The 25,861-nt window shown below is 66.2% G+C and carries 24 protein-coding genes; 5 read left to right on the forward strand and 19 right to left on the reverse strand.

Annotated elements, in window-relative coordinates:
• Positions 1-55 precede the first annotated feature (55 nt).
• The 10 genes from D8S75_RS04645 to D8S75_RS04685 form a co-directional block, all read right to left on the reverse strand.
• On the reverse strand, positions 56-610 hold the full coding sequence (locus D8S75_RS04645; protein ID WP_119964793.1) for a methylated-DNA--[protein]-cysteine S-methyltransferase: 555 nt from the start codon (positions 608-610) through the stop codon (positions 56-58).
• A gap of 69 nt (positions 611-679) precedes the next feature.
• A complete protein-coding gene (locus tag D8S75_RS04650; protein WP_119964794.1) occupies positions 680-1,585 on the reverse strand; it encodes an SDR family oxidoreductase in 906 nt (301 codons plus the stop codon).
• The gene (locus tag D8S75_RS04655) at positions 1,582-2,517 is read right to left on the reverse strand and encodes a glutathione S-transferase family protein (protein ID WP_119964795.1); all 936 of its coding nucleotides are present in this window, start codon (positions 2,515-2,517) and stop codon (positions 1,582-1,584) included. The genes D8S75_RS04650 and D8S75_RS04655 overlap by 4 nt, the downstream gene beginning before the upstream one ends.
• Positions 2,514-2,972 (reverse strand): GNAT family N-acetyltransferase, encoded by a 459-nt coding sequence (locus D8S75_RS04660; RefSeq protein ID WP_119964796.1) that lies wholly within the window; start codon positions 2,970-2,972, stop codon positions 2,514-2,516. The genes D8S75_RS04655 and D8S75_RS04660 overlap by 4 nt, the downstream gene beginning before the upstream one ends.
• Positions 2,973-2,974: 2 nt before the next feature.
• Complete coding sequence (locus D8S75_RS04665) at positions 2,975-3,991, reverse strand: NADP-dependent oxidoreductase (protein WP_119964797.1); 1,017 nt, start codon at positions 3,989-3,991, stop codon at positions 2,975-2,977.
• A gap of 85 nt (positions 3,992-4,076) precedes the next feature.
• Positions 4,077-4,517, reverse strand: coding sequence for a PaaI family thioesterase (locus D8S75_RS04670; RefSeq protein WP_119964798.1), 441 nt, complete (start codon positions 4,515-4,517; stop codon positions 4,077-4,079).
• 4 nt (positions 4,518-4,521) lie between these two features.
• A complete protein-coding gene (locus D8S75_RS04675) occupies positions 4,522-5,316 on the reverse strand; it encodes an SDR family oxidoreductase (protein WP_119964799.1) in 795 nt (264 codons plus the stop codon).
• 179 nt (positions 5,317-5,495) lie between these two features.
• Complete coding sequence (locus D8S75_RS04680; RefSeq protein WP_119964800.1) at positions 5,496-7,334, reverse strand: acyl-CoA dehydrogenase; 1,839 nt, start codon at positions 7,332-7,334, stop codon at positions 5,496-5,498.
• Positions 7,335-7,493: 159 nt separating this feature from the next.
• Positions 7,494-8,510 (reverse strand): hypothetical protein, encoded by a 1,017-nt coding sequence (locus tag D8S75_RS17375; RefSeq protein WP_157982589.1) that lies wholly within the window; start codon positions 8,508-8,510, stop codon positions 7,494-7,496.
• Positions 8,507-9,532: a DGQHR domain-containing protein gene (locus D8S75_RS04685; protein WP_157982590.1), complete on the reverse strand. Its 1,026-nt coding sequence runs from the start codon at positions 9,530-9,532 to the stop codon at positions 8,507-8,509. The genes D8S75_RS17375 and D8S75_RS04685 overlap by 4 nt, the downstream gene beginning before the upstream one ends.
• Positions 9,533-9,868: 336 nt before the next feature.
• Here D8S75_RS04685 and D8S75_RS04690 point away from each other — a divergent pair, with 336 nt between their 5' ends.
• The gene (locus tag D8S75_RS04690; RefSeq protein ID WP_119964802.1) at positions 9,869-10,171 is read left to right on the forward strand and encodes a putative quinol monooxygenase; all 303 of its coding nucleotides are present in this window, start codon (positions 9,869-9,871) and stop codon (positions 10,169-10,171) included.
• A gap of 120 nt (positions 10,172-10,291) precedes the next feature.
• On the opposite strand, the gene D8S75_RS04695 is transcribed toward D8S75_RS04690, so the two are convergent.
• From D8S75_RS04695 to D8S75_RS04705, 3 genes are all read right to left on the reverse strand, one after another.
• Positions 10,292-11,467 carry an acetyl-CoA C-acyltransferase gene (locus D8S75_RS04695; protein WP_119964803.1) on the reverse strand — a complete coding sequence of 392 codons (1,176 nt, stop codon included), beginning with the start codon at positions 11,465-11,467 and terminating at the stop codon, positions 10,292-10,294.
• Positions 11,468-11,500: 33 nt separating this feature from the next.
• Positions 11,501-13,600: a 3-hydroxyacyl-CoA dehydrogenase NAD-binding domain-containing protein gene (locus tag D8S75_RS04700; protein WP_119964804.1), complete on the reverse strand. Its 2,100-nt coding sequence runs from the start codon at positions 13,598-13,600 to the stop codon at positions 11,501-11,503.
• Between the two features lie 164 nt (positions 13,601-13,764).
• Positions 13,765-14,739, reverse strand: a complete 975-nt coding sequence (locus D8S75_RS04705) for a helix-turn-helix domain-containing protein (protein WP_232828904.1) — start codon at positions 14,737-14,739, stop codon at positions 13,765-13,767.
• A gap of 81 nt (positions 14,740-14,820) precedes the next feature.
• On the opposite strand from D8S75_RS04705, the gene D8S75_RS04710 reads away from it, so the two are divergent.
• The 4 genes from D8S75_RS04710 to D8S75_RS04725 are packed head-to-tail and all read left to right on the forward strand — an operon-like array spanning position 14,821 to position 18,962.
• Entirely contained in the window at positions 14,821-15,528 is a 708-nt protein-coding gene (locus tag D8S75_RS04710; protein WP_119964805.1) for an ABC transporter ATP-binding protein, read from the forward strand.
• Positions 15,525-16,913 (forward strand): ABC transporter permease, encoded by a 1,389-nt coding sequence (locus D8S75_RS04715; protein WP_119964806.1) that lies wholly within the window; start codon positions 15,525-15,527, stop codon positions 16,911-16,913. The genes D8S75_RS04710 and D8S75_RS04715 overlap by 4 nt, the downstream gene beginning before the upstream one ends.
• A 10-nt stretch (positions 16,914-16,923) precedes the next feature.
• Complete coding sequence (locus D8S75_RS04720; protein WP_119964807.1) at positions 16,924-17,703, forward strand: outer membrane lipoprotein-sorting protein; 780 nt, start codon at positions 16,924-16,926, stop codon at positions 17,701-17,703.
• On the forward strand, positions 17,700-18,962 hold the full coding sequence (locus D8S75_RS04725) for a hypothetical protein (protein ID WP_119964808.1): 1,263 nt from the start codon (positions 17,700-17,702) through the stop codon (positions 18,960-18,962). Before D8S75_RS04720 ends, D8S75_RS04725 begins: the two co-directional genes overlap by 4 nt.
• A gap of 61 nt (positions 18,963-19,023) precedes the next feature.
• On the opposite strand, the gene D8S75_RS04730 is transcribed toward D8S75_RS04725, so the two are convergent.
• The 6 genes from D8S75_RS04730 to D8S75_RS04755 form a co-directional block, all read right to left on the reverse strand.
• A complete protein-coding gene (locus D8S75_RS04730) occupies positions 19,024-19,719 on the reverse strand; it encodes an ABC transporter ATP-binding protein (protein WP_119964809.1) in 696 nt (231 codons plus the stop codon).
• Position 19,720: 1 nt separating this feature from the next.
• Entirely contained in the window at positions 19,721-20,506 is a 786-nt protein-coding gene (locus tag D8S75_RS04735) for an ABC transporter ATP-binding protein (RefSeq protein WP_119964810.1), read from the reverse strand.
• A gap of 3 nt (positions 20,507-20,509) precedes the next feature.
• Positions 20,510-21,826: a branched-chain amino acid ABC transporter permease gene (locus D8S75_RS04740; protein WP_119964811.1), complete on the reverse strand. Its 1,317-nt coding sequence runs from the start codon at positions 21,824-21,826 to the stop codon at positions 20,510-20,512.
• 4 nt (positions 21,827-21,830) lie between these two features.
• Complete coding sequence (locus tag D8S75_RS04745; RefSeq protein ID WP_119964812.1) at positions 21,831-22,784, reverse strand: branched-chain amino acid ABC transporter permease; 954 nt, start codon at positions 22,782-22,784, stop codon at positions 21,831-21,833.
• A 72-nt stretch (positions 22,785-22,856) separates the two neighbouring features.
• Complete coding sequence (locus D8S75_RS04750; RefSeq protein WP_119964813.1) at positions 22,857-24,092, reverse strand: branched-chain amino acid ABC transporter substrate-binding protein; 1,236 nt, start codon at positions 24,090-24,092, stop codon at positions 22,857-22,859.
• Between the two features lie 131 nt (positions 24,093-24,223).
• Positions 24,224-25,861, reverse strand: coding sequence for a 3-(methylthio)propionyl-CoA ligase (locus tag D8S75_RS04755; protein WP_119964814.1), 1,638 nt, complete (start codon positions 25,859-25,861; stop codon positions 24,224-24,226).

Genomic DNA, 25,861 nt, shown 5'->3' on the forward strand with positions numbered 1-25,861 from the left:
AACTGACGGGCAAACCCGCAATGGCGGCCCGCCCCCGCCGCGCGCGCGGCCGGCATCAGGTGTCCGCGGCGAACAGCGAACCCGTGCCCCCGGGCCAGGCGCCCTCGATCTCCAGCATGCGCAGCTTGGTCATGGCCCCGCCCTCGGCCGAGAACCCACCGGGCCGGCGGCCAGCCGCGAGCACGCGGTGGCACGGCACCACGGGCGCGAAAGGGTTCAGCCCCAGCGCCTGGCCCACGGCGCGGGCAAGCTGGGGGTTGCCCAGCTCCTGCGCGATCTCGCCATAGGTACGCGTGCAGCCGGGGTCGATGGCGCGGGTGATCTCGTACACCCGGCGCTGCAGGGGCGTGAGGCCTTCCATGTCCAGCACCACCTCGCGCAGGCCGCGCCGCTCACCCGCCAGCAGGGCCTGCACGCCGGCGATGGCCTCGCGCACGCGCAGCGGCGGCATGTCCACCGCCGGGCACGGGCCGGTGTGGCGCAGCATGCGCTGGCGCGTGCCCTCGGCATCCACCTCGGGCAGTTGCACGGCCACGAGGCCCAGCGGCCCCCAGGCCATGCCGCAGGAGCCCAGGGCGGTGTCGAACAGGGTGTGGCCAGCGGCGCCCATACGCTATGCTTTCAATAGCTTCTGGCGCTTGATGGATAAGCGCTGGAGGCCATTTTCATGTGCAATCCGTCAATCGGCACGCAGCTGGGCCCGCAACTGCGCGCCGAGTTCGGGCTTGTCGGCGAACGGGTCGGTGGGGTTGCGCGCCAGCATGATGTCTTCCAGCCGGGTCTGCACGCCGCCAATGGCCTTGGGGTGGCTGTAGATGTAGAACTGGCCCGCCGCCACGGCGTCGAACACCTTCTGCGCCACCTCGGGCGCCGTCACCTTGCCCGAGCTGACGGCCTTGCCGATCATGGCCTGGCCGATGAGCTGGCTCTTGGTGGGCTTGTCGGCGCCCAGAGCGCCGGGGCGGTTGCGCTGGCTGTCGTTGATGCCGGTGGCCACGAAGTACGGGCACAGCACGCTGGCGCCGATCTGGTCGGTGACGAGCGAGAGGTCTTGGTACAGCGTCTCGGACAGGCTCACCACGGCGTGCTTGCTCACGTTGTAGATGCCCATGTTGGGCGGCGCCAGCAGGCCCGCCATGCTGGCGGTGTTGACGATGTGGCCGCGCCAGGCCGGGTCTTTCTTGGCGGCCTCCAGCATCATGGGGGTGAACACGCGCACGCCGTGCACCACGCCCATGAGGTTCACGCCCAGCACCCACTCCCAGTCCTTGACCGAGTTCTCCCACACCAGGCCGCCCGCGCCCACGCCAGCGTTGTTGAACACCAGGTGCGGCGCGCCAAAGCGCTCCAGCACGGCGGCGCCCAAGGCCTCCATCTGCTCCGCGTTCGACACGTCCACGCGCTGGGCCAGTACCTGGGCACCGGCGGCGCGCATTTCGGCGGCGGCGGCGTCCAGCGCGTCCTGCTGCACGTCCACCAGCACCAGGTTCATGCCCAGGCGCGCGCCGATGCGCGCGCATTCCAGCCCAAAGCCGGAACCCGCGCCGGTCAGCACCGCGGTCTTGCCCTTGAAGTCGTCGATCATTGCTCTGCCTTTCTCAGTACATATCCGATACGGGGGAAGTGAACGTGCACCGTACCCGCGCGCGGGTCGGTGCGGCGCAGCGTGTAGCGCGTGCGCGTGGCGGCCACCAGTTCGCCGGCCGTGGGCTCCTGGCCGAAGCTCTCGGCCGCCACGGTGACGGGGCTACCCAGCGGAATACCGTGCTCGTCCTGGAACACATCGTCCAGCAGTGGCGCCGGCTCGGCGTTGGCGGCCACGGTGATGGCGTCCTGCGCGCTGAACTTCTCCATGCGGCCGCCGTCCAGCGCGGCGATGCGGTCCATCCACTCCACCACGGCGGGCACGGGCTCGAAGATGCCGGCCATGGCCGGCGTGCACACGCGCGTGAACCACAGCGGGTGGTAGGTAGCGAAGTCGGCCACGCAGGGCTCGGCGCCAAACAGGAAGTCGTGCTCCTCCACCATGTGGGCGATGCGCCGCAGGTACGAGCGGTAGGCCGCCGTGGCGTCCGCCGGGCGCAGGCGCAGCGTGCCGGCGCTCATCTCGCGGCGGTCCTCGGCGAAGGCCTTGGCGGCCTCGGGCGGCAGGCGGGCGAACATCTCGGCGGCGCCGCGCGGTTGCAGGTTGTAGGCCATGGCGGCCCAGAACAGCGTGGTGTCGGCCCACTGCGCGAACACGCGCGCCACGCCCTTGAGGTGCGGCGGGAACAGCACGGGCTCGGGCTGCTCGTGCTCCAGCACGTGGCAGATCAGCGCGGTGTCGCAGTAGATGTCGGCGCCGATCTGCAGGATGGGCGTCTTGCGGTAGCCGCCGGTGAGCGCCACCACGTCGGGCTTCGGCGCCACGCTGGGGATGATGACGGACTTCCAGGCCAGGTTCTTGAAACCCAGCACGCGGCGGATCTTCTCGGCGAACGGCGAGGCCGGGTAGTGGTGCAGGATGAGCTTGGTCATGTGGGGCTCCAGAGCATCTCGATGTGGGGAATGTCGTCTTCGAGGTATTCCTCGGACACGGCCGCGAAACCCAGCGCGCCGTAGAACGGTTGCAGGTGCGCCTGCGCGCTGATGCGCACCGCCCTGCCCGGCCAGGCCTGGCGGCAGCGCGCCAGCCCTTCCTGCATGAGCACGCGGCCCAGGCCCTGGCCGCGCGCCTCGGGCGCGGTGACCACGCGGCCGATGGCGGGCTCGGCGTATTTCACACCCGGGTCCACCACGCGCAGGCAGGCCATCAGCCTGCCCGCGCCGTCATGGCCCAGCAGGTGCCAGGAATGCTTGTCGGCGTCGTCCGGGTCCTGGTAGGGGCCCTGCTCCAGGATGAAGACGCGGCAGCGCAGGGCCAGCGCGTCGTGCAGCGCGTGGACGCCCAGGTCGTCGAAACGCGCCCAGGTCCAGTGCAATGCCAGCGGCATGTTCAGATCAGCTTGACGAGCTGCTTGCCGAAGTTCTTGCCCTTGAGCAGACCCAGGAAGGCCTCGGGCGCGGCGGCGATGCCCTGGGCGATGGTCTCGCGCGGGCGCAGCTTGCCGGTGCCCACCAGCGTGCCCAGCTCCTTGAGCGCCTCGGGCCACACTTCCATGTGCTCGCCAACGATGAAGCCCTCGACCTTCATGCGGTTGATGAGCAGCAGCGCGGGGTTGGCCATGGGCAGCGGCTTGCCGTCGTAGCCGGCGATCATGCCGCACACGGCAATGCGCGAGAAGGCGTTCATGCGCAGCATCACGGCGTCCATGATCCAGCCGCCCACGTTCTCGAAGTAACCGTCGATGCCGTCCGGGCAGGCGATCTTCAGGGCGCCGGCCAGGGCCTTCACATCGCTGTGCTCCTTGTAGTCGATGCAGGCGTCGAAGCCCAGCTCCTCCACGGCGTAGCGGCATTTGTCGGGCCCGCCGGCAATGCCCACGGCACGGCAGCCGCGCGCCTTGGCCAGCGCGGCGAAGGCGCTGCCCACGGCGCCAGTGGCGGCGCTCACCACCACGGTGTCGCCCGCCTTGGGCGCGATGATCTTCACCAGGCCGTACCACGCGGTCACGCCGGGCATGCCCACGGCGCCCAGGTAGTGCGACAGCGGCACATGCGTGGTGTCCACCTTGCGCAGCAGGCCGGGCGCGTTGCCGTCCACCACGCTGTATTCCTGCCAGCCGCCCATGCCGACCACCTTGTCGCCCACGGCGTACTTGGGGTTGCGACTCTCGGCCACCTCGCCCACGGTACCGCCGATCATCACCTCGCCCAGCGCCTGGCTGGCGGCGTAGCTCTTGCTGTCGTTCATGCGGCCGCGCATGTACGGGTCGAGGCTCAGGTAGTGGTGGCGCACGAGCACCTGGCCGTCCTGCAGCGCGGGGGTGTCGGTGGCGACGAGGCGGAAGTTGTCCACCGTGGCTTCGCCCTGCGGGCGGTTGTCGAGCAGGATCTGCTGGTTGCGGGGCATGGCGGTCTCCTTTTGCTATTGTTTCAATAGCTGCTAGCGCTTGACCATCAAGCGCCGCAGCCATTTTTCATCTAAAACTACGGGGTCAATCCGTGGAAATCACCCGCAGCTGGTGCACATTGCGGCCGTCCACCGGCAGGCGGCGCACGTACTTGAAGGTGCCCGTGGCATGGCTGCACACGCGGCCCTCGGCGTCGTACACCGTGCCCTCGGTGAAGGCCATGGTGGCGGTGCGGTGGATGAGGCGGCCCTTGGCCACCAGCGGCCCGCGCGCGGGCTGCATGAAGCTGGTCTTCATCTCGATGGTGACCACGCCCATGTCGGGCGTGTCGCTGCGCGCGGCCGTGGCCATGGTGACGTCCAGCAGCGTCATGGTGGCGCCGCCGTGCGTCACGCTGAACGAGTTCATGTGCTCGGGCTGCGCCTCGTAGCGCAGCTCGGACTGGCCGCCCTGCATGAATTCGAGCGTGAAGCCCAGATGGTTGACGAAGGGGATCTCGACCCCGAAGCCGTTGTGGGTGGCCATGGCATCAGCCTCCGGTGACCGCGCTCACGCCCCCGTCCACGGCCATGAACTGGCCGGTGATGTGCTTGCCCGCGTCGGAGGCCAGCAGCGCGCACAGGCCCTTGAGGTCTTCGTCGTCGCCCAGGCGGCCCAGCGGCGCGTGGCCGATGAGGTTCTCCTCGCCCAGGGCCTTGAGCGTGCCGATGGTCATCTTGCTCGGGAAGAAACCCGGGCAGATGGCGTTGACGCGGATGTTGTACTTGCCCCATTCGGCCGCCAGCGCGCGCGTGAAGTTGATGACCGCGCCCTTGGAGGTGTTGTAGGCGATGGTGTTCATGCCCTGCGGGTTGCCGCCCAGCCCGGCGATGGACGCCACGTTGATGATGCTGCCGCTGCGCCGCCCGATCATGCTGTGCTTGGCCACGTACTGGCTCAGCAGGAAGTAGCCGCGCACGTTGAGGTTCATCACCTTGTCCCAAGCGTCGAGCGGGTGGTCCTCGGCGGGCGCGCCCCAGGTGGCGCCGGCGTTGTTGACGAGGATGTCGATGTCGCCCATGCGCTCCATGGTCTCGCGCGCCAGGCGGTGGATCTCGGCCTCTTGCGCGCAGTCGGCGGCGATCCAGCGCGCGTCGATGCCGGCGGCCTGCAGCTCGGCGGCGGCTTCTTCCAGGTCGCCCGCCTTGCGCGAGCTGAGCATGATGCGCGCGCCAGCCTCGCCCAGCGCATGGGCCAGCTGCAGGCCCAGCCCGCGCGAGCCTCCGGTGACCAGCGCGGTCTTGCCCTTGAGGTCGAACAGTTGCTGGATGGTACGGGTGGTCATGGTGTGGTCTCCTTGTTTCGGTTCGGGCCCCGCAGCGCCGCGCGGGCGCCAGGGCATTGCCAATGATTGTGCGCCGCGCTCACCCGGCGCGCCTGTCTCCTGAGCGATTGGCCGGGAGAAGCGCAGGGGCGCCGGCACGGCACCCACGGGCATGGTAGCCAAGCCCGTGGGCGCGGCGCTCAGAAGGCGTCTTCGGCCATGGCGGCGCAGGTGGCATCGCGCGTGCCCACCACGCCCAGCCAGGCGCCGATCTTGGGCAGCTCGTAGTGGAAGAAATAGCGTGCAGCGCCCATGCGGCCAGCGCTAGCAGCTACTGAAAGCGTAGCATCCTGGGCCAGCACGCGGCCCGCCACGTCCAGCCACATCCAGGCCAGCACCATGTGGCCGAAGGCCTGCATGTAGGGCACGGCATTGGCCAGCGCCTCATTGGGCTTGCCGGTGGACCAGGCGGCCTGGGTGGCGGCGGTGACATCCTGCAGGGCCTGGGCGAGCTGGTCGGCATAGCCCGACAGCGCGGGTACCCCGCGCGCCTGGGCGATGGTGGCGCCCATGGTGCGCGCCAGCAGTTGCAGCCCCGCCCCGCCCTGCATGATGACCTTGCGGCCCAGCAGATCGGCGGCCTGGATGCCGTGCGTGCCCTCGTGGATCATGTTCAGGCGGTTGTCGCGCCAGTACTGCTCCACCGGGAAGTCGCGCGTGTAGCCGTAGCCGCCGTGGATCTGGATGGCCAGCGAATTGGCCTCCAGGCAGAACTCGCTGGGCCAGCTCTTGGCGATGGGCGTGAGCACCTCCAGCAGCAGCTTGGCCTGCGCGGCGGCCTCGGCGTCGCCCGTGCGGCCTTCATCGACCAGCTTGGCGCAATACAGGTTGAGCGCCAACGCGCCCTCGCTGTAGCTCTTTTGCGCCAGCAGCATGCGCTTGACGTCGGCGTGCTCGATCAGGCGCACCTGGGGGCTGCTGGCGTCCTTGCCGCCCTCACCCACGGGACGGCCCTGCAGGCGCGTCTTGGCGTAGTCCAGGCTGGCGTAGTAGCCCGCCAGGCCCAGCATGGTGGCAGCCATGCCGATGGCGATGCGCGCCTCGTTCATCATGTGGAACATGCACTTGAGGCCCTCGCCCGGCTTGCCCACCAAGTAGCCGATGGCGCCCGCGCCACCGCGCACCGGGTACTTGCCCTCGCCGAAGTTCAGCAGCGTGTTGGTGGTGCCGCGCCAGCCCAGCTTGTGGTTCAGCCCGGCGAGCGCCACATCGTTGCGCTCGCCGGTGAGGTTGCCTTCGGTGTCCACCAGCTTCTTGGGCACGATGAACAGCGAGATGCCCTTCACGCCCGGCACCAGCTTGCCGTCCGGCCCCGGAATTTTGGCCAGCACCAGGTGCACGATGTTCTCGGTCAGCTCATGGTCGCCCGAGCTGATCCACATCTTGTTGCCGCGCAGGCGATAGCGCGGGCCCAGCGCATCGGCCTCGAAGCCTTCGCCATCGGCCTCGGCGCGGGTGGTGATATCGCTCAAGGACGAGCCCGCCTGCGGCTCCGACAGGCACATGGTGCCCGCCCAGCGGCCGTTGAATTCATTGGCGGCGAACACCTGCTGCTGCAGGGGCGTGCCGTGCACCAGGATGGCATTGGCGTTGCCCGTGGTCAGCAGGTTGGAGCCGATGCTGATCGACGCGCAGCCAAAGAAGCTGCCCGCCGCCGACTCCACCACATAGGGCAACTGCATGCCACCGAGTTCATAGTCTTGCGCGGCGCTGAGCATGCCGCTGTCGGCAAACGCCTGGCGCGCGTCGGCCGTGCACTGCGGCAGGATGACCTTCTCGCCATCGAAATGCGGCTCCTGCACATCCACCGTGCGGTTGAACGGCGCGTACTTCTCGCGCGCGATGCGCTCGCAGGTGTCCATCACGGCATCGAAGGTCTCGCGCGAATGGTCGGCAAAGCGCTCGCGCGCGGTGAGCGACTCGGCCTGGAGCCAGTCGTAGAGCAGGAAATCGAGGGTGGAGCGGAGGGAGGTCGTCATGCGGCAAATTATGGGAGCCGCGACGGGGAAAGGGATGTCCGGTGGGTGACGCGGGGCAGGTCAGTGCATGTCGAATGATTGAGATCGCCCCTGAACTGCCAGTCTGACCGGCAAATATCGGTCAACCGTCGAGGTGATGAAGGCTCGGTAACACTGCAATCAGCACGGCCAGAGAGCACCAGACGAAAGCAGGCCCTGCTGTTGCGCGAAACGACGTTTGCTCACAAGCCAGCGACGGTCAATACCACTCCGGTCGACAATTTCATCATGTAGTGCGTGGGCGATCCGGCTAAGCAAAATCGTTATGTCTACAAGCATTCTGGCCGCGACCTTCGGTTGCGCCAAGACACTTGGTTCAGCACGCATTTTCAGGTTGCTATTTTCCAAGCGATCCACTATGCGGTCGATCGTCTGGGCCTGAGAAGTTAGGTGAGCCAGGGAATCAAAATTATTGCAAAATCGCGGCGCGGTGTATGCGAATCCTGGTCGGTAGTTGACAACGTTTCGGAGCGCGCTCGGCCAGTCGTCCCCGAGTACATGAGCCGAGTTGGTTATTGCTAGAAACAGACGCTCTTCTTGCTGCGAAGCGACCCCAACACCAACGTCACGATACAAACCACCGATGAGATTGAAAATCGTTGTCCATAGCTGTTCATGCACCCGCCGAGAGCGCTTCACTAAAAAGATTTGACGGGTACCTGCACTAAGAGGAGCGCCGCAAGTGATTTCATATGTACCTTTGGTCAATGTCGCAGAACCCGGAGGTGCCAGCATTGTGAACTGACTTGCGACTTCCGGTGTGACGAACCAAACGGTATGTCCAAGCATCCGCGAGAGCGCCATGGCCACGAAGTAGGCCCAGTAGTAAAAAGTCACTATTTGCCAAGCTGGGCTATTCCATTGCCCACTGGCCAAAGTCTTCATTAACGAAGTTTGATGCTCTAGAGCGTGATCCAAGTGATAGGCAGCATCCGAGAGAAGCGCCCCCCCGAAATCGGCAGGAGCCGCTTCAATCGTGAATTTTGTCGAACTGCCAGATGCAATTGTGTAGGTGCCTTGAGCCTGCCAAGTCGCTAAAGTCAACGGTGCTTTGAAATCGACGCTTGCACCGGGAGGAATGGCATTGAGTGCTTGCTGCCGCATTCGTTGCCATAGAGCACTTTGGGGAAGATTCACAGCATTGCCGCCGAGATAGGTGCTGTCTTCCTCAATGTCGACTGCATGATCGCAACGATCGATTTTTTTGACAGCAAAACGCGACCACCGGTTCCAAAGTAGCTCATACGTGCAAGTGGTCTAATTGTTGCCTGAATCACCTCCTGCTTTGCGCTCTTTTTTGCATTCAACGTGTTTTGAATGATTTCTCCAAATAGATCAAATATCGACTCAAAGAAAGCCGATCGAAGAAGCAGCGTTTTTTCCGGCAACTCCGCATCCCAAGCATTAAGAAAATTCAATATTAACTTGTATCTATTCTCCGCTCCAGCTTCAAGAGCAACCCCTGACGTCAAAATAGGTCCAACAGCTCGATTAAAAGTGACCCTGGAAATCCGATTCGCTAGAGACTTGGATGCACTTAGCTTTCCAGCGAGTGGCGATTTGGGATCCGAGTTGAGGCGGTCGAATATCTGACGCAGAGTGTGCTCCTTTGCATCCTCAACGTCTGCCAGCTCTTTGATGTCTAAGAGTAAGGCTGCAGGTACACCACGCTGGGTCGTGTTGATATCTATGAAGAGTTTTGTTTCTTCAGCCCGCGTAAGCCCTTCATAGATTGCGACCGGAACACGATGCCGTATCGAGCACTTCTGATACCCCCAAAGTCTGTGCTGCCCGTCTAAAACCAAAAAAGCAGACCCTTCTCGTGCGAACGAGATTGATTTCGTCTTTCGGTTGTAAGAAAACGCCGCATTAGGTTGGGCAGACAAGACAATATTGCTAGGTATCGACCCGGTCCCTGCTGCCAGATAGCTGGCAATATCGTCCGCGCGGGATTCATTCAAAGATCGCTGGAAACCCGCAACAGGATCTTCATCCCGCTTTGCAACGAAACAATAGTCGAACAAGTCGTCGACGGGAATAGTCGTGAAGTAGAACCGATGCTGGTTCTGCGTCATGAGCAACGCGGCGTAGGTTGTCGCCTTCTTGATGCGCGCAACCCTCTTGCGCGGAGCAGCAGCCGTAGTTTCTTTTGTAGCCATACGTTTCTTCTCTATTGCAATGGATCGCCGACGATGTGTTTGAGATGGGGTCAGTCTACAAGACGACTCGGTGCTATATCTGCATACCCGAACGTCCACTCTCATGCATCAAATCAACAGCTCGTTACAGGCCAGTAACCGTCTTCCCAACAAGTTGTACGGAAACATGGCCAAAACCACCAACAGTGTATTGGCCTCCAACGCCCGCCCCATAAAGCGCCATCAGCGACCAAACCAATAGCAAGCACCCGGTGCATCCGCGACGTGCCACGCACCCCATGCGCACGCTCCCGCAGAGTGCTAGCATGGTTCCCCCGCAATTCCAAGGAGTGGGCCATGACCGCGATGAATGTCGTGCACATGCGTGTGAAGCCAGGCAAGGACGAGGAATATGTCCGCCTGCACCAGGAGATGGATATGCGCTCCATGCCCGGGGGGCGCAATTTCTGGCTGATCCGTTCGGGCGAGCGCAGTTTCATCGTCGTGGGCGAGTGGGACAGCCCGCAGGCGCTGGCGGATGCGCGCCCCGCGATGGTGGCTAACCTGGACAAGCTGCGACCCTTGCTCGAAGACCTGGGCGGTGGCCGGGGGCTGACCGAGCCTTGGTCGGGCGAGGTGGCTCTGCATTTGAAATCCTGAAGCCATTTTGGCCTCTGGCGCCCGTCCACAAAGCGCCACTAGCTACCAAACCAATAGCAAACGCCCCGCGCAAACCTTGCGGCCTGCGCGGGGCGTTGTGTCTTAAAACGTCGTCAGCGCTTACAGCACTTCAAACACGCCCGCAGCGCCCATGCCGCCGCCAATGCACATGGTCACGCACACGCGCTTGGCGCCACGGCGCTTGCCTTCGATGAGGGCGTGGCCGGTGAGGCGCTGGCCGCTCATGCCGAAGGGGTGGCCCACGGCGATGGCGCCGCCGTTGACGTTGAGCTTGTCGGCGGGAATGCCCAGCTTGTCGCGGCAATAGAGCACCTGCACGGCGAAGGCTTCGTTCAGCTCCCACAGGTCGATGTCGTTCATCGTGAGGCCCAGGCGCTTGAGCACCTTGGGGATGGCGAACACGGGGCCGATGCCCATTTCGTCGGGCTCGCAGCCGGCCACGGCGAAGCCGAGGAAGCGGCCCAGGGGCTTGAGGCCCTTCTTGGCGGCCAGGTCTTCGTGCATGACGACCACGGCGCCCGCGCCGTCGGACAGCTGGCTGGCGTTGCCAGCCGACACCAGGCCGCCGGGCAGCGCCGAACGCAGGTCCTTGATGCCGTCATAGGTGGTGCCGGCACGGATGCCTTCGTCCACGCTCACCGTCACTTGCTTGGTGCTCAGGCCCATGACCTTGTCGGCCACGCCCATGGTGACGGTGATGGGGGCGATTTCATCGGTGAACAGGCCCTTTTCCAGCGCGGCTGCGGCCTTTTGCTGGCTGGCGGCGCCGTATTCGTCCATGGCCTCGCGGCTGATGTTGTAGCGCTTGGCGACCTGCTCGGCCGTCTGCAGCATGGGCCAGTAGACCTCGGGCTTGTTCTTCATGAGCCAGGTTTCCTGCAGCATGTGCTGGTTCATTTCCTGCGCGGTGCAGGAGATGACTTCCAGGCCGCCGGCCACGTAGATGTCGCCTTCGTTGGCGATGATGCGCTGGGCGGCGGTGGCGATGGTCTGCAGGCCCGACGAGCAGAAGCGGTTGATGGTCATGCCCGACACGGTGACGGGGCAGCCGGCGCGCAGGGCAGCCTGGCGGGCGATGTTGGCGCCGCTGGCACCCTCGGGGGTGCCGCAGCCCATGATGACGTCGTCCACCTCGGCGGCTTCGATGCCGGCGCGCTGGATGGCGTGCTGGACCACGTGGCCGCCCAGGGTGGCGCCGTGGGTCATGTTGAAGGCACCCTTCCAGCTCTTGGTCAGGGGGGTGCGTGCGGTCGATACGATTACTGCGGAAGTCATGTGGTTTCCTTGTTCGGTGGTGCGGCTGCGCGCTTACTGGAAGTTCTTGCCCTCAGCGGCCAGCTTGGCCAGCAGCGGAGCGGGCTTCCAGAAGGCGGCGTCGTCCAGCGGGTTCTTGGCGAAGCGCTTCATGGCCTGGACCACGTTGAACAGGCCAACTTCGTTGGCGTAGTTCAGCGGGCCGCCACGGTGCACGGGGAAGCCGTAGCCAAAGATGTAGACCACGTCGATGTCGCTGGCCTTGTTGGCGATGCCTTCTTCGAGGATGTAGGCGGCTTCGTTCACCAGGCTGAACACCAGGCGTTGCACGATTTCTTCGTCGGAGATCTTGCGCGGCGTGATGCCGAGCGAGGCGCGGTGGTCTTCGATCATCTTCACCACCTCGGCGTTCGGGATGGCGTCGCGCTTGCCGGGCACGTAGTCGTACCAGCCGGCGCCGGTCTTCTGGCCGTAGCGGCCCTTCTCGCACAGCAGGTCGGCGGTCTTGCTGTACTTCATGCCGGGCTGTTCGATGGCGCGGCGCTTGCGGATGGCCCAGCCGATGTCGTTGCCGGCCAGGTCGCCCATGCGGAACGGTCCCATGGCGAAGCCGAACTTCTCGACGGCCTTGTCCACCTGCGCGGGGGTGCAGCCTTCGTCCAGCAGGAAGCCGGCCTGGCGGCTGTACTGCTCGATCATGCGGTTGCCGATGAAGCCGTCGCACACGCCGGAAACCACGGCGGTCTTCTTGATCTTCTTGGCCATCGCCATCACGGTGGCGAGCACGTCCTTGGCGGTGGCGGCGCCGCGCACCACTTCGAGCAGCTTCATCACGTTGGCGGGGCTGAAGAAGTGCAGGCCCACCACGTCCTGCGGACGCTGGGTGAAGTTGGCGATCTTGTTCACGTCCAGCGTGGAGGTGTTGGAGGCCAGGATGGCGCCGGGCTTCATCACGGCGTCGAGCTGCTTGAACACGGCCTCCTTGACGCCGATCTCTTCGAACACGGCCTCGATCACGAGGTCGGCGTCCTTGAGGTCGTCATACGACAGCGTGGTGCTCAGCAGCGCCATGCGCTGTTCGTACTTGTCCTGCTTGAGCTTCTTCTTGGCCACCTGGGCTTCGTAGTTCTTGCGGATGGTGGCAATGCCGCGGTCCAGCGCCTCCTGCTTCATTTCCAGCATCTTCACGGGGATGCCGGCGTTCAGGAAGTTCATGGCGATGCCGCCGCCCATGGTGCCGGCACCGATCACGGCCACGGCCTTGATGTCGCGCTTGGGGGTGTCGGAGGGCACGTCGGGGATCTTGCTCGCGGCGCGCTCGGCCAGGAACAGGTGGCGCAGCGAGCGCGACTCGGCCGTCCACATCAGGTTGATGAAGATCTCGCGCTCGGTGGCCAGGCCATCGGCAAACTTCTTCTTGGTGGCGGCTTCAACGGCGTCCACGCACTTGGCGGGGGCCGGGAAGTTCTTGCTCATGCCCTTGACCATGTTGCGCGCGAACTGGAAGTAGGCGTCGCCCTCGGGGTGCTTGCACGGCAGGTTGCGCACCAGGGGCATGGGGCGCACGTCGGCCACGCTCTGCGCGAAGGCCAGGGCCTCGGCGGCCAGCGCCTCGGGGGAGTCCACCAGCTTGTCGAACAGCTTCTGGCCGGGGAGCATGGCGAGCATTTCGCTCTTGATGGCTTCGCCGCTGACGATCATGTTCAGGGCGGGCTCGACGCCAATCACGCGCGGCAGGCGCTGCGTGCCGCCGGCACCAGGCAGGATGCCCAGCTTCACCTCGGGCAGGGCCACGCTGCAGCCGGGGGCAGCGACACGGTAGTGGCAGCCCAGGGCCAGCTCCAGGCCGCCGCCCATGGCCACGCTGTGGATGGCCGCGACGACGGGCTTGTCGGAATTCTCGATGGCCGCGATCACGGAGTTGAGGTTGGGCTCCTGCATGGCCTTGTCGGTGCCGAACTCCTTGATGTCGGCACCGCCGGAGAACGCGCCCCCGGCACCGGTGATGACGATGGACTTCACTGCGCCGTCGGCATTGGCCTGCTCCAGGCCATCGACGATGCCCTGGCGGGTGGACAGGCCCAGGCCGTTCACAGGCGGGTTGGCCAGCGTGATCACGGCGACATTGCCGTGGACTTTGTATTCAGCGGTCATGCTGTTGTTCCTTGGAAAATGAAAAAAGAACGGTCGTGCGATTTTGATTGTAGAGAATTCTGACCGCTTTGCCAGAGGGGATTTGTCTCGCCTGGGACAAAAGGGCTCAAGAAGCCCGGGATGAGGGGGCAGCAAGCCGGACGGCTATGCGCCCTGCCCTGGTCTCAATCCCCCGCCAACCCCGCGCTGAACGCCCAGAGCCGGTAGGCCCACAGGCTTTCCTCGGTGGAGATCCTCCGGCGCAGCTCCTCAGGGGTGAAGCCGGTGACGCGCCGCGTCTCGCGGCACAGGTGGGACTGGTCGGCGTAGCCGCTCTGCTCGGCAATGTCGCTCCAGTTCACGGCGCCCGACTGGTGGGCCGCCGTGCTGTGGAAGAACGCACGCTCCGAGCGGCCCAGGCCCAGCAGGTTGCGGTGGGTGTGGCCGGTCCATTGCTTGATGCGGCGCTCGGCCTGGCGCAGGCTGCGGCCCAGGCCCGAGGTGGCCGCGTGCAGCGCCAGGCTGCGCGACCAGTCGGCCAGGCGGTGGCTCGACAGGGGCGATGCCGGGCGCGCCTTCAGCCAGCGTGGCAGCAGAAACGCTTCCACCAGCGCCACGCGCTCGTCGTCGTCCGCGGCGGCCTCCACCTGCCGGAACATGGCCTGCCAGTCGGCGCCGAACACCTCGTCGGCCGGGACGATGCGGTCGAGCAGCGCGGTGGTGTCCAGGCCCGTCATATGGGCCAGCGCGTCGGGCATGAGCAGCACCATGAAGGCATGGATAGGCCCGGGGTTCCAGCTGATGGTGGGCTGCGTGAAGGGGCCGCACAACGTAGTGCGGGCAATGGTCACGCGCGGGCTCTCGGGGTGCGCGGGAGCGCCCTGCTCCAGCACCTGGCAGTCGCCCTGCAGATACCACAGCAGCGCGCAGCTGGGCGCGGCGGGCATGTGGTTGTAGCGCTGGGCGTCGTCCAGCACCTCAGTGCGGGTATCGCGCGCCATCACGCCGCGCACGCACGAGGCCAGCAGGCTGCGCGGAATCCACAGCTCCGAGCGCGCGTGGCTGTAGGTCATGCCGGGCGTGCGGGGCCAGGGAGCCACCTTGCGCATGTGGCGGGCCGGGCTGGGGGCATGCGCTGCACGCTGCGATGTCGAAATCATTCAAGACGCCCGGTAGATGGGTTCCTAGGATGCAGCCAGTTCCGGCACAACCCCGCGCCGGGACCCTTTGATGGAGCAAGCATGCATCCCGTGAGTTTACGCAACGTGACCAAGACCTACCGGCTCGACACCGTGGCGGTGCCGGCCCTCGATGGCGTCAGCCTCGACATCCGGCCCGGCCGCTTCACCGTGCTCTGCGGCCCCTCGGGCAGCGGCAAGACCACCCTGCTCAACATGATGGGCTGCATCGACCGGCCCGACGCTGGCGAGGTCCAGGTCGGCGGCCAGGCCGTGCAGGCGCTGCCAGACGATGCGCTGTCGGACTTTCGCGCGCGGAACGTCGGGTTCATCTTCCAGAACTTCAACCTGCTGCCGGTGCTGACCGCGTTCGAGAACGTCGAATACCCGTTGGTACTGGCCGGCGTGGCCGCGCCCGAGCGCAAGGCGCGCGTGCGCACGCTGCTCGACGCGGTGGGCCTGGGCGCACGCGCGGGCAACCTGCCCGGACAGCTCTCGGGCGGCCAGCGCCAGCGCGTGGCCATCGCGCGGGCGCTGGCCACCGAGCCGGCGCTGGTGCTGGCCGACGAGCCCACGGCCAACCTCGACAGCCAGACCGGCGCGGAAATCATCGCGCTGATGCGCCGCCTGCAGCGCGCGCGCGGCGCGAGCTTCGTGTTCTCGTCGCACGACCCGCTGGTGCGCGCCGAGGCGGACGACGTGGTGCTGATCCGCGACGGGCGCATCGAATCCATCGCGCAGCGCGACACGGCCCAGGAGGTGGCGGCATGAACCTCTGGATGCTCGCCCGGCGCAACCTGCTGCGCAACCGCCGCCGCTCGCTCGCCACGCTGCTGGCCATGGTGGTGGGCCTCACCGCCATCCTGCTGTTCGGCGGCTACCGCTCCAACATCCTCTACGGCATGGAGACGGGCTTCGTGCAGTACAGCGGCCACCTGCAGGTCCAGCGGCGCGGCTATTTCCTCGATGGGGGCGACAACCCCACGGCCTACGGCATCGCGGGCTACCAGCGCATCATCGACGCCGTCAACGGCGACGCGGTGCTTGCGCCCATGCTGCGGCTGGCCACGCCCACGCTGCAGCTGGGCGGCATCGCGGGCCGCATGGACTCGGGCCAGTCGCGCTCGGTGCTGGCCACCGGGCTGGTGGCGCACGAATACGACCGGCTGCGCGAGTGGAACGACTACGGCATGGTCAGCTACGCGCAGCCGCTGGCCCTCGACGGCACTGCGCCCGACACGGTGGTGCTGGGCACCGGCGTGGCGCGCAAGCTGGGGCTGTGCAGCGCGCTGGCCGTGGCGGACTGCGAGAGCACCCCGGCGCAGGCGGTCGCGCCTGGGGCCAACGCACCCGACGACGTGGCGGCGCTGTCCGCGCTGGAACGGGCACCGGCCACGGCGGCCTCGGCACGGCGCATCGAGATGCTGGCGGCCACCGCGCGCGGCGCGCCCAACGTGGCCAGCCTGCAGGCGCTCAAGGCGCACAACATGGGCATCAAGGCCATCGACGACACCTACCTGGCCATGCACCTGCCGCAGGCGCAGCGCCTGCTGTACGGCACGCAACCGCCCGAGGCGACGGCCATCGTCCTCCAGCTGCACCGCACGGCGCAAATCCCGGCGGCACGCGAGCGCCTGCAGGCGCTGCTGGCGCGGGACTTCGCCGCGCAGGACCTGGAGGTGCACGACTTCCGGGCGCTCAACCCGCTGTTCGGACAGACCGACGAGTTCATGGCATCGATGTTCGGCTTCATCGCGCTGCTCATCGGCATCATCGTGCTGTTCACCATCGCCAACACCATGGGCACGGCCGTGGTGGAGCGCACGGTGGAGATCGGCACCCTGCGCGCCATGGGGCTGCGGCGCGGCGGCATCCGGCGCCTGTTCCTGTGCGAGGCGCTGCTGCTGGGCGCGGCGGGCACGGTGCTGGGGCTGCTGGCCACGCTGGCGCTGGCATCCGCCATCAACCACAGCGGCTGGGCCTGGACGCCGCCGGGCTACTCCTATGCCTACCTGGTGCTGGTGCGCATCTGGCAGGACGTTCCCTTGCTGGTTGGCAGCATCGCGGGCCTGCTGGCGGTGACGGTGGCCTCGGCCTGGTGGCCCGCGCGGCGCGCGGCGCGGCTGGACATCGTGGACGCGCTGCGCCACGCCTGAGGAGTACCGCATGCAACGCCGCCAATTCCTTCTGAGCGCCCTGCCCGCCCTGGCCACATGGCCGGGCGCCGCCCTCGCCCGTCCGTCCCCACAGGACATCCTGGCCGCGAGCGACGCCATCCGCAACCCTGGCTTCGCCTTCGGGCTGACGAACACGCTGGTCGAATACCGGCAGGGCCGGCAGACCGATTCCAGCACCTTGGCCATCTATTCGCGGCCCGACAGCACTGGCGGCCTGTTCCGCAGCCTGGTGCGCTACGTGGCGCCCGAGCGGGACGCCGGCAAGCTCATCCTCTACAACGGCAAGGACCTGTGGTTCTACGACCCGGCCAGCCAGGCCAGCATCCGCCTGTCGCCGCAGCAGCGGCTGCTGGGGCAGGCTTCCAACGGCGACGTGGTCACGGTGAACTTCGCGCGCGACTACCGCGCCGTCAGCGCCGACGAAGAGGCCACGCAGGACGGCGAGCGCCAGCACCGCCAGTGTCTGAAGCTGGCGCTGGAGGCCGCCACGCCCGACGCCAGCTACCACCGCATCGAGATGTGGGTGGACGCCGCCAGCCACCAGCCCGTGAAGGCACGCTTCTACGCGCAAAGCGGCGCGCTGCTCAAGACCGCCTACTACCGGCGCTACCAGACCGTGTTCGGCGCCGAGCGGCCGACCGAGACCGTGATCATCGACGGCCTGGACCCGGGCTGGGTGACGGTGATGCGCTACGGCGCCTGGGTGCGGCGCGAGGTGCCCGAGGCCTGGCTGCAGCGCGATTACCTGCCGCGCTTTCGGCCCGAATGATGCGCGCGCTGTGCACCGCCCTGCTGCTGTGCGCCTGCGGTGCCGCCGCAGCCCAGGACGCCGACCTCGATGCGCTAAGGCTCGCCGACGAGGCCCCCGCCACCGCCGCGCCGGTCCCTGCCCGCGCCTGGCGTGCCTTCGCGGAGACTGCGGGCGGCGCGGCCTGGCCTCGGGGTGGCGGCCCGGCGCTACACGACGGCCGGTTGTCGCTCGACCTGCGCCTGGAGCATGGGACGGGCAGCGACTGGCACGCGGTGGCGGCCAGCCGGCTGGATGTGCGTTCCCGCCCAGGGGCCTTCGAGGACCACGCCATGCACACGCTGAAGGAGGCCTACCTGGGCCACACCCTGGCGCAAGGCACGGCGCTGGACCTCGGGCGCATCAACCACCGCCAGGGCGTGGCCCTGGGCTACAACCCCACGGACCTGTTCCGCGACGGCGCCGTGCGTTCGGCCGTGTCGATGGACCCGGCCAGCCTGCGCGAGAACCGCCAGGGCAGCGCCATGCTGCGGGCCCAGCACCTCTGGGACGGCGGCGCGCTTGCGTTGGCTCTCTCGCCCCGGTTGGCCCAGCGCGGCGCCCCGCGCGGCGGCTGGGACCTGGACTGGGGCGCCACCAACCACCGCCACCGCGCGCTGCTGGGCTATACCCAGCGCTGGAGCGAAACGCTCAGTCCGCAATGGCTGCTGCTGGCCCGGCAGGGCCAGAGCGTGCAAGGCGGGCTCAATCTCTCCGGCCTGGTCGGTGACGCCACCGTGGCCTACCTGGAGTGGTCTGGTGGCCCCTCGGCCACGCTGCTGGAGCAGGCCTTGGATCGCGCCGCGCCGACGCCCTGGCGCAACAGCCTGGCCCTGGGAGCCACCTACACCACGGCATCGCGGCTCTCGCTCACGGCCGAGGCGCACTACAACGGCGCCGCGCCCGGGCGGGCCGCCTGGCAGGCCCTGCGCGCGGGGCCGCCTCTGCAGTACGCGCAATACCGCCTGTGGACTCTCCAGGCACAGGAGCCGCCCACGCGGCATGCGCTGCTTTTCCATGCGGCGTGGAAGGACGCCTTCGTGCAGCGCCTGGACCTGAGCGCCCTGCTCCACCTGGACCGCACCGACGCCAGCCACCGCTTCTGGATCGAGGCGCGCTACCGCGCCGACGGGTTCGACCTGGCACTGCAGTGGCAGCGCAGCCGGGGCACACCGCTGAGCCAGTTCGGCGCTTGGCCCGTTTCCGGGCGCTGGGAGCTGGCGCTGCGGCGCTATTTCTGAGGCCAAGAAAAACGCCCTGCGCGCACGGGGCGGCAGGGCGTTGGCATGGTGCGGGAGTGCTTCAGACCTCCAGCCACTCCTTGCGCACATAGCTGTCGGCGCGCAGGCTGTCGGGCGTGCCCTGGAACACGATGCTGCCGTGGCCCATGACGAGCGCACGGTCGGAGATGTCCATGGCGATGGTCAGCTTCTGCTCGATCAGCAGCACGGAGATACCGCGCTCCTTGATCGTCTTGAGGTACTGGCCCACCAGTTCGACGATCTTGGGCGCCAGGCCCTCGGTGGGTTCGTCGATGATGATGAGGTCGGGGTCGCCCATGAGGGTGCGGCACAGCGTGAGCATCTGCTGCTCGCCGCCCGACATCACGCCGGCCTCGATGTTGCGGCGCTCGTGCAGGCGCGGGAACATGGCGTACATGTCGTCGAACGACCAGCGGCTGCCCTTGCCGCTGCCCTTCTGGCCCAGCAGCAGGTTCTGGTGCACCGTGAGGTTGGGGAACACGTCGCGGCTCTCGGGCACGTAGCCAATCCCCAGGTGGGCGATCTCGTAGGCCTTCTTGCCGTTGAGGTCCTTGCCCTTCCATTGCACCGTGCCCTCCCAGTCCACGAGGCCCATGATGGCCTTGGCCGTGGTGGAGCGGCCCGAGCCATTGCGGCCCAGCAGCGCGACGATCTCGCCCGGCTGGACGTCGAAGGCGACGCCATGCAGCACATGGCTCTTGCCGTAGTAGGCGTGAAGGTTGTTGATATGCAGCATGTCAGTGTCCCCCCGCCTGTGCATCGGCCACGGCGGAGCCCAGGTAGGCCTCCTGCACGCGCGGGTTGGCGCGCACGTTCTCGGGTGTGTCGAAGGCGATCACCTCGCCATACACCACCACGGCGATCTTGTCGGCCAGGCCGAACACCACGCCCATGTCGTGCTCCACGGTCAGCAGGGTGCGGCCCTCGGTCACCTCCTTGATGAGGTGGATGAAGCGCGTGGTCTCGCTGCGGCTCATGCCGGCGGTGGGCTCGTCGAGCAGGATGACGTTGGCGCCCCCGGCGATGGTGATGCCGATCTCCAATGCGCGCTGCTCGGCGTAGGTGAGGTTCACCGCCAGCGTGTCGCGCTTCTTCTCCAGCTTGATCATCTCCATGAGCTGCTTGGCGCGCTCGTTGGCGTCATGCAGGCCCGAGAGGAAGCGCAGGAAGGTGTACTTGTAGCCCATGCTCCAGAGCACGCCGCAGCGCAGGTTCTCGAACACGCTGAGGTTGGGGAAGATGTTGGTGATCTGGAAGCTCCGGCTCAACCCCATGCGGTTGATCTCGAAGGGTTTCTTGCCGTCGATGCGCTGCCCGTTGAGCACCACCTCGCCACTGGTGGGCGCGAAGCGCCCGCTGATCAGGTTGAACAGCGTGGACTTGCCGGCGCCATTGGGGCCGATGATGGCCACGCGCTCGCCCGCCTTCACGGCCAGGTTGGCGCCTCGGATGATCTCGGTCTTGCCGAAGCTCTTGCGCAGGTTGCGCAGCTCCAGCGAATAGGTCGTAGCGTCTTGCGCCATGGTTTACAGCGCCTCCCCACGCTTGATTTCGTGCTCGATTTCTTCCTGGATCTGGCTCCACTGGCGCAGGAACTGGCGCCGGCACAGCTCGAACAGGCCCAGCCCGGTCAGCAGCACGAAACCCGCGCCGAACCAGCTCGAAAGCGCCGTGGCGTCGAGCGTCGCGCCCAGGAAGGTCATGACCGGCCCCAGCGCGGCGTTGAGCTGCAGGTGGTAGGTCATCTCGACCATGCAGGCGGCGCCCAGCACCGCCACCAGTCCCGTGCCGCCCAGGCCCAGGTACGACGGCCACAGGCCGCGCAGCTTGCCGAACTTGGCCAGGCGCAGGTTCATCATGATCAGGCTGGCCACGCCGCCGGGCGCGAACATCACCATGAACAGGAAGACCAGGCCCAGGTACAGCAGCCAAGCCTTGGACAGCTCGGACAGCAGCACCGAGGCGAACACCAGCAGCACGGCGCCGATGATGGGCCCGAAGAAGAACGTGGCGCCACCGAGGAAGGTGAACAGCAGGTAGCCGCCCGAGCGCATCACGCTCACGCTGTCGGCGGCGGTGATGATCTCGAAGTTGATGGCCGCCAGGCCGCCGCCAATGCCGGCGAAGAAGCCGGCGATGATGAAGGCGAAGTAGCGCACGCGCTGCGTGTTGTAGCCGATGAACTCCACACGCTCGGGGTTGTCGCGCACCGCGTTCAGGATGCGGCCCAGCGGCGTGCCCGTGAAGGCGAACATGGCGGCCGTGCAGATGAAGCAGTAGGCGGCGATCAGGTAATACACCTGGATGGCCGGGCCGAACGTGATGCCCATCAGCGCCGAGCCGTAGACACGGTCGGTGGTGATGCCGCCCTCGCCACCGAAGAACTCGGGGAACATCAGCGCCATCGAGGCCACCAGCTCGCCGATGCCCATGGTGATCATGGCGAAGGTGGTACCGGCCTTCTTGGTCGTCACGAAGCCCAGCAGCACGGCGAACAGCATGCCCGCGAGGCCGCCCACGAGCGGAATGAACACCAGCGGAATCGGCAGCGAGCCCTTGCTGGCCAGGTTCATGGCGTGGATGGCGATGAACGAGCCCAGTCCGGTATAGACGGCATGGCCGAAGCTCAGCATGCCGCCCTGCCCCAGCAGCATGTTGTAGCTCAGGCAGATGATGATGAGGTAGCCGATCTGCGAGAGCATGGTCAGCGCCAGGCTGCTCTTGAAGACCATGGGGGCCACGATCAGCAGCAGTGCGAAAAAGCTCCAGATGACGATGCGCCCCACGTTCCAGGGCTTGAAACGGTGGTACGAGGTGGGGGTGGATGAAGTCGAGGAAGTCATGGCATCAGTCCTCCCGGGTGCCCAGCAGGCCCTTCGGGCGGAAGATCAGGATCAGTACCAGCAGCAGGTAGGGCAGGATGGGTGCCACCTGGGAAATCGTCAGCTTGAGCAGCGGCCAGCCGAAGGTCTCTTCGGACACCATCACGCCCATGGCCTGCAGCGTGCTGGCGAGCGAATGGTCCAGGGCCACGGCGAAGGTCTGCACCAGGCCGATCAGCAGCGAGGCCAGGAAGGCCCCCGCGAGCGAGCCCATGCCGCCAACCACCACCACCACGAAGATGATGGAGCCCACCGAGGCCGCCATGGCGGGCTCGGTGACATAGGTGTTGCCGCCGATCACGCCGGCCAGCCCCGCCAGCGCGCAACCCCCACCGAACACCAGCATGAACACGCGCGGCACGTTGTGGCCCAGCGCCTCGACCATCTGGGGGTATTTGAGCGCCGCCTGGATCACCAGGCCGATGCGCGTGCGCGTCAGCAGCAGCCACACCGACAGCAGCATGAGCATGGCCACCAGCATCACGAACGAGCGCGACTTGGGGAACTGCGTGCCATAGAGCGTGAACAGCGGTCCCTGGAGTTGCTCGGGCAGGCCGTAGGGCACGGTGGAGCGGCCCCAGACGAGCTGCACCAGCTCCAGGATCAGGTAGGACAGGCCGAAGGTCACCAGCAGTTCCGGCACATGGCCAAACTTGTGCACGCGGCGCAGGCTGTAGCGCTCGAACAGCGCGCCCATGGCACCCACGAGCAGCGGCGCCACCAGCAGCGCGGGCCAGAACCCGATGATGCCGGCGATCGTGTAGGCGAAATAGGCACCCAGCATGTAGAAGCTGGTGTGCGCGAAATTGAGCACGCCCATCATGCTGAAGATCAGCGTGAGGCCCGAGCTGAGCATGAACAACAGCAGTCCATAGCTCACGCCGTTGAGCGTGGAGATCACGAAAAACTCAAGATTCATTGAAATTCTTCAGTCCAGGGTCAAAAAAAGAGGCCCGAGGGGTGTCGGGCCTCCTGCGATCGCAAAACAGCCTCAGGAAGGACGCTTCATCTGGCACGAGGTGGGCGTGCTGGCCACATAGGGCTCGAAGTACTTCACGGGAACGAAGGTGTAGCCCGTGCCTTCGGAATCCAGCGGGTTCTTGCCGCCGGCCTTGTCCCACTTGGAGATGAACAGGCCCTGCTGGAGCTGGTGATCGGTCTTGCGCATCTCGACCTCGCCATTGAAGCTCTTGAACTTCATGCCTTCCAACGCGGCGGCGACCTTGGCCGGATCGGTGGACTTGGTCTTGACGAAGGCCTCGGACAGCATGGAGAAGGCGTGGTAGACAGCGCCGGTGTACATGTCGTCGTTGAACTTCTTCTTGTAGTCCACCACGATCTGGTTCAGCGGGCCGGGCAGGTTCATGTGGGCATAGGCCACCATGTACACGCGGCCGGCGGCAGCGGCGCCCATGGCGGTGGGACTGCCCGTGACGGAGCCGTAGTAGGTGTAGAAGTTGACGTTGCTCAGGCCCGCGTCGTTGGCGGCCTTGATCAGCAGTGCCAGGTCGGAGCCCCAGTTGCCGGTAACCACGCTGTCGGCGCCGGAGGCCTTGATCTTGGCGATGTAGGGCGCGAAGTCGCGCACCTGGGCCAGGGGGTGCAGGTCGTCGCCAACGACCTGGACATCAGGACGCTTGCGCTTGAGCATTTCCTTGGCGTTCTTGGAAACCTGGTGGCCGTGCGAGTAGTTCTGGTTGATCAGGTAGACCTTCTTGACCTCGGGCAGATCCTTCATGTAGGTCGTCAGCGCTTCCATCTTCATGGAGGTGTCGGCGTCCAGGCGGAAATGCCAGTAGCTGCACTTGCTGTTGGTCAGATCGGGATCGACAGCAGCGTAGTTCAGGTACAGCACTTCCTTGCCGGGGTTGCGGGCGTTGTGCTTTTCCAGCGCGTCGATGATGGCCAGCGCGGCACCGGAGCCGTTGCCCTGCACCACGAAGCGCACGCCCTGGTCCATGGCCGAGCGCAGGGCGCTGGAGGTTTCCTGGGGACTGAGCTTGTTGTCGATGCCGATGATCTCGAACTTCACGCCCGCGGCGTTCTTCTTGTTGAACTCTTCGGCGATGAACTGGAAGCTCTTGAGCTGGTTCGTGCCCACGGCCGCCATCAGGCCGGACAGCGGGTCGATCCAGGCGATCTTGACGGTTTCACCCTTTTGAGCAAAAGCGCCGCCAGCGCTCGCCAGGATTACGGAAGCAGCTACAGCCTTGATAGCAAATTTCATGTTTTAGTCTCCAGTTGAATCAACAAAGCGCAGAGTACAGTGTTGCGGTGCATCATCCCTCAGGGATTGTCCCTAGCACCTATCACACACGCGACTGCCGCGGCGCCCGGGCAGCGCCGCGGCCTTCCCAGTTACAGGCCCGGAAGCTTGTAATCCTTGAGCTGCTCGCGCAGCCGGGTCTTGAGCATCTTGCCGGTGGCGCCCAGCGGAATGGCGTCCACGAACACCACGTCGTCCGGGATCTGCCACTTGGCCGTCTTGCCCTCGTAGAACTTCAGCAGCTCCTCGCGCGTCACCTCGGCGCCGGGCTTCTTCGTGACGGCGACGATCGGGCGCTCATCCCACTTGGGGTGCGGCATGCCGATGCAGGCGGCCATGGCGATGGCCGGGTGGGCCATGGCGATGTTCTCGATGTCGATGGAGCTGATCCATTCGCCACCCGACTTGATCACGTCCTTGCTGCGGTCGGTGATCTGCATGAAGCCGTCGGCATCGATGGTCGCCACGTCGCCCGTGGGGAACCAGCCCCGGCCCTGCGCGTCCTTGATGAGCGGGCTCTCGCCCTTGTAGTAGGTGTCGAGGATCCAGGGGCCGCGCACCAACAGGTCGCCGTAGGTCTTGCCATCCCAGGGCAGCTCCTCGCCGTCGCCGCCAACGATCTTCATGTCCACGCCGTAGATGGCGCGGCCCTGCTTCTGGCGCACCTTCATCTGCTCGTCCTTGGACAGGCCGAGCTGCTTGTTCTTGAGCGTGCACAGCGTGCCCAGCGGGCTCATCTCGGTCATGCCCCAGGCGTGCAGCACCTCCACGCCGTACTCTTCCTGGAAGGCGGTGATCATGGCCGGCGGGCAGGCCGAGCCGCCGATCACGGTGCGCGTGAGCGAGCTGAACTTCAGGCCGGCCGGCTTCATGTGCCCCAGCATCATCTGCCAGACCGTGGGCACGCCCGCGGCGTAGCTGACCTTCTCGGACTCGATCAGTTCATAGATCGACTTGCCATCCATCGCCGGGCCGGGGAACACCAGCTTGCAGCCGGTGAGCGCGGCCGAGTACGGAATGCCCCAGGCATTGACGTGGAACATGGGCACCACGGGCAGCACGGCGTCGCGGGCCGAGAGGCACATCACATCGGGCAGCGCCGCCGCATAGGCGTGCAGCGTGGTCGAACGGTGGCTGTACAGCGCGGCCTTGGGGTTGCCCGTGGTGCCGCTGGTGTAGCACATGCTCGAAGCGGTGTTCTCGTCGAACACGGGCCAGGCGTAATCCGACGACTGCGCGCCGATCCAGGCCTCGTAGCTGACCAGGCCGGGAACACCGCTATCGGCGGGCAGCTTGTCGGCATCGCACAGGGCCACCCACTTCTTCACCGTGGGGCACTTGGCGTGCACGGCCTGCACCAGGGGCAGGAAGGTCAGGTCGAAGCACAGGATCTGGTCTTCGGCGTGGTTGACGATCCAGGCGATCTGCTCGGGGTGCAGGCGCGGGTTGATGGTGTGCAAGATGCGGCCCGAGCCGGAGACGCCGAAGTACATCTCCATGTGGCGGTAGCCGTTCCAGGCCAGCGAGGCCACGCGGTCGCTGAACTGCAGGCCGTCGCGGTCCAGGGCGTTGGCCAGCTGGCGCGAGCGCGCGGCCAGGGCCTTGTAGGTGTAGCGGTGGATGTCGCCCTCCACGCGGCGCGAGACGATCTCGCCGTCGCCATGGTGGCGCTCGGCGAACTCGATCAACGAGGAAATCAGCAATGGCTGACTCTGCATCAAACCCAGCAT

The organism is Simplicispira lacusdiani, from assembly GCF_003604195.1.
Taxonomy (GTDB): Bacteria; Pseudomonadota; Gammaproteobacteria; order Burkholderiales; family Burkholderiaceae_C; genus Simplicispira; species Simplicispira lacusdiani.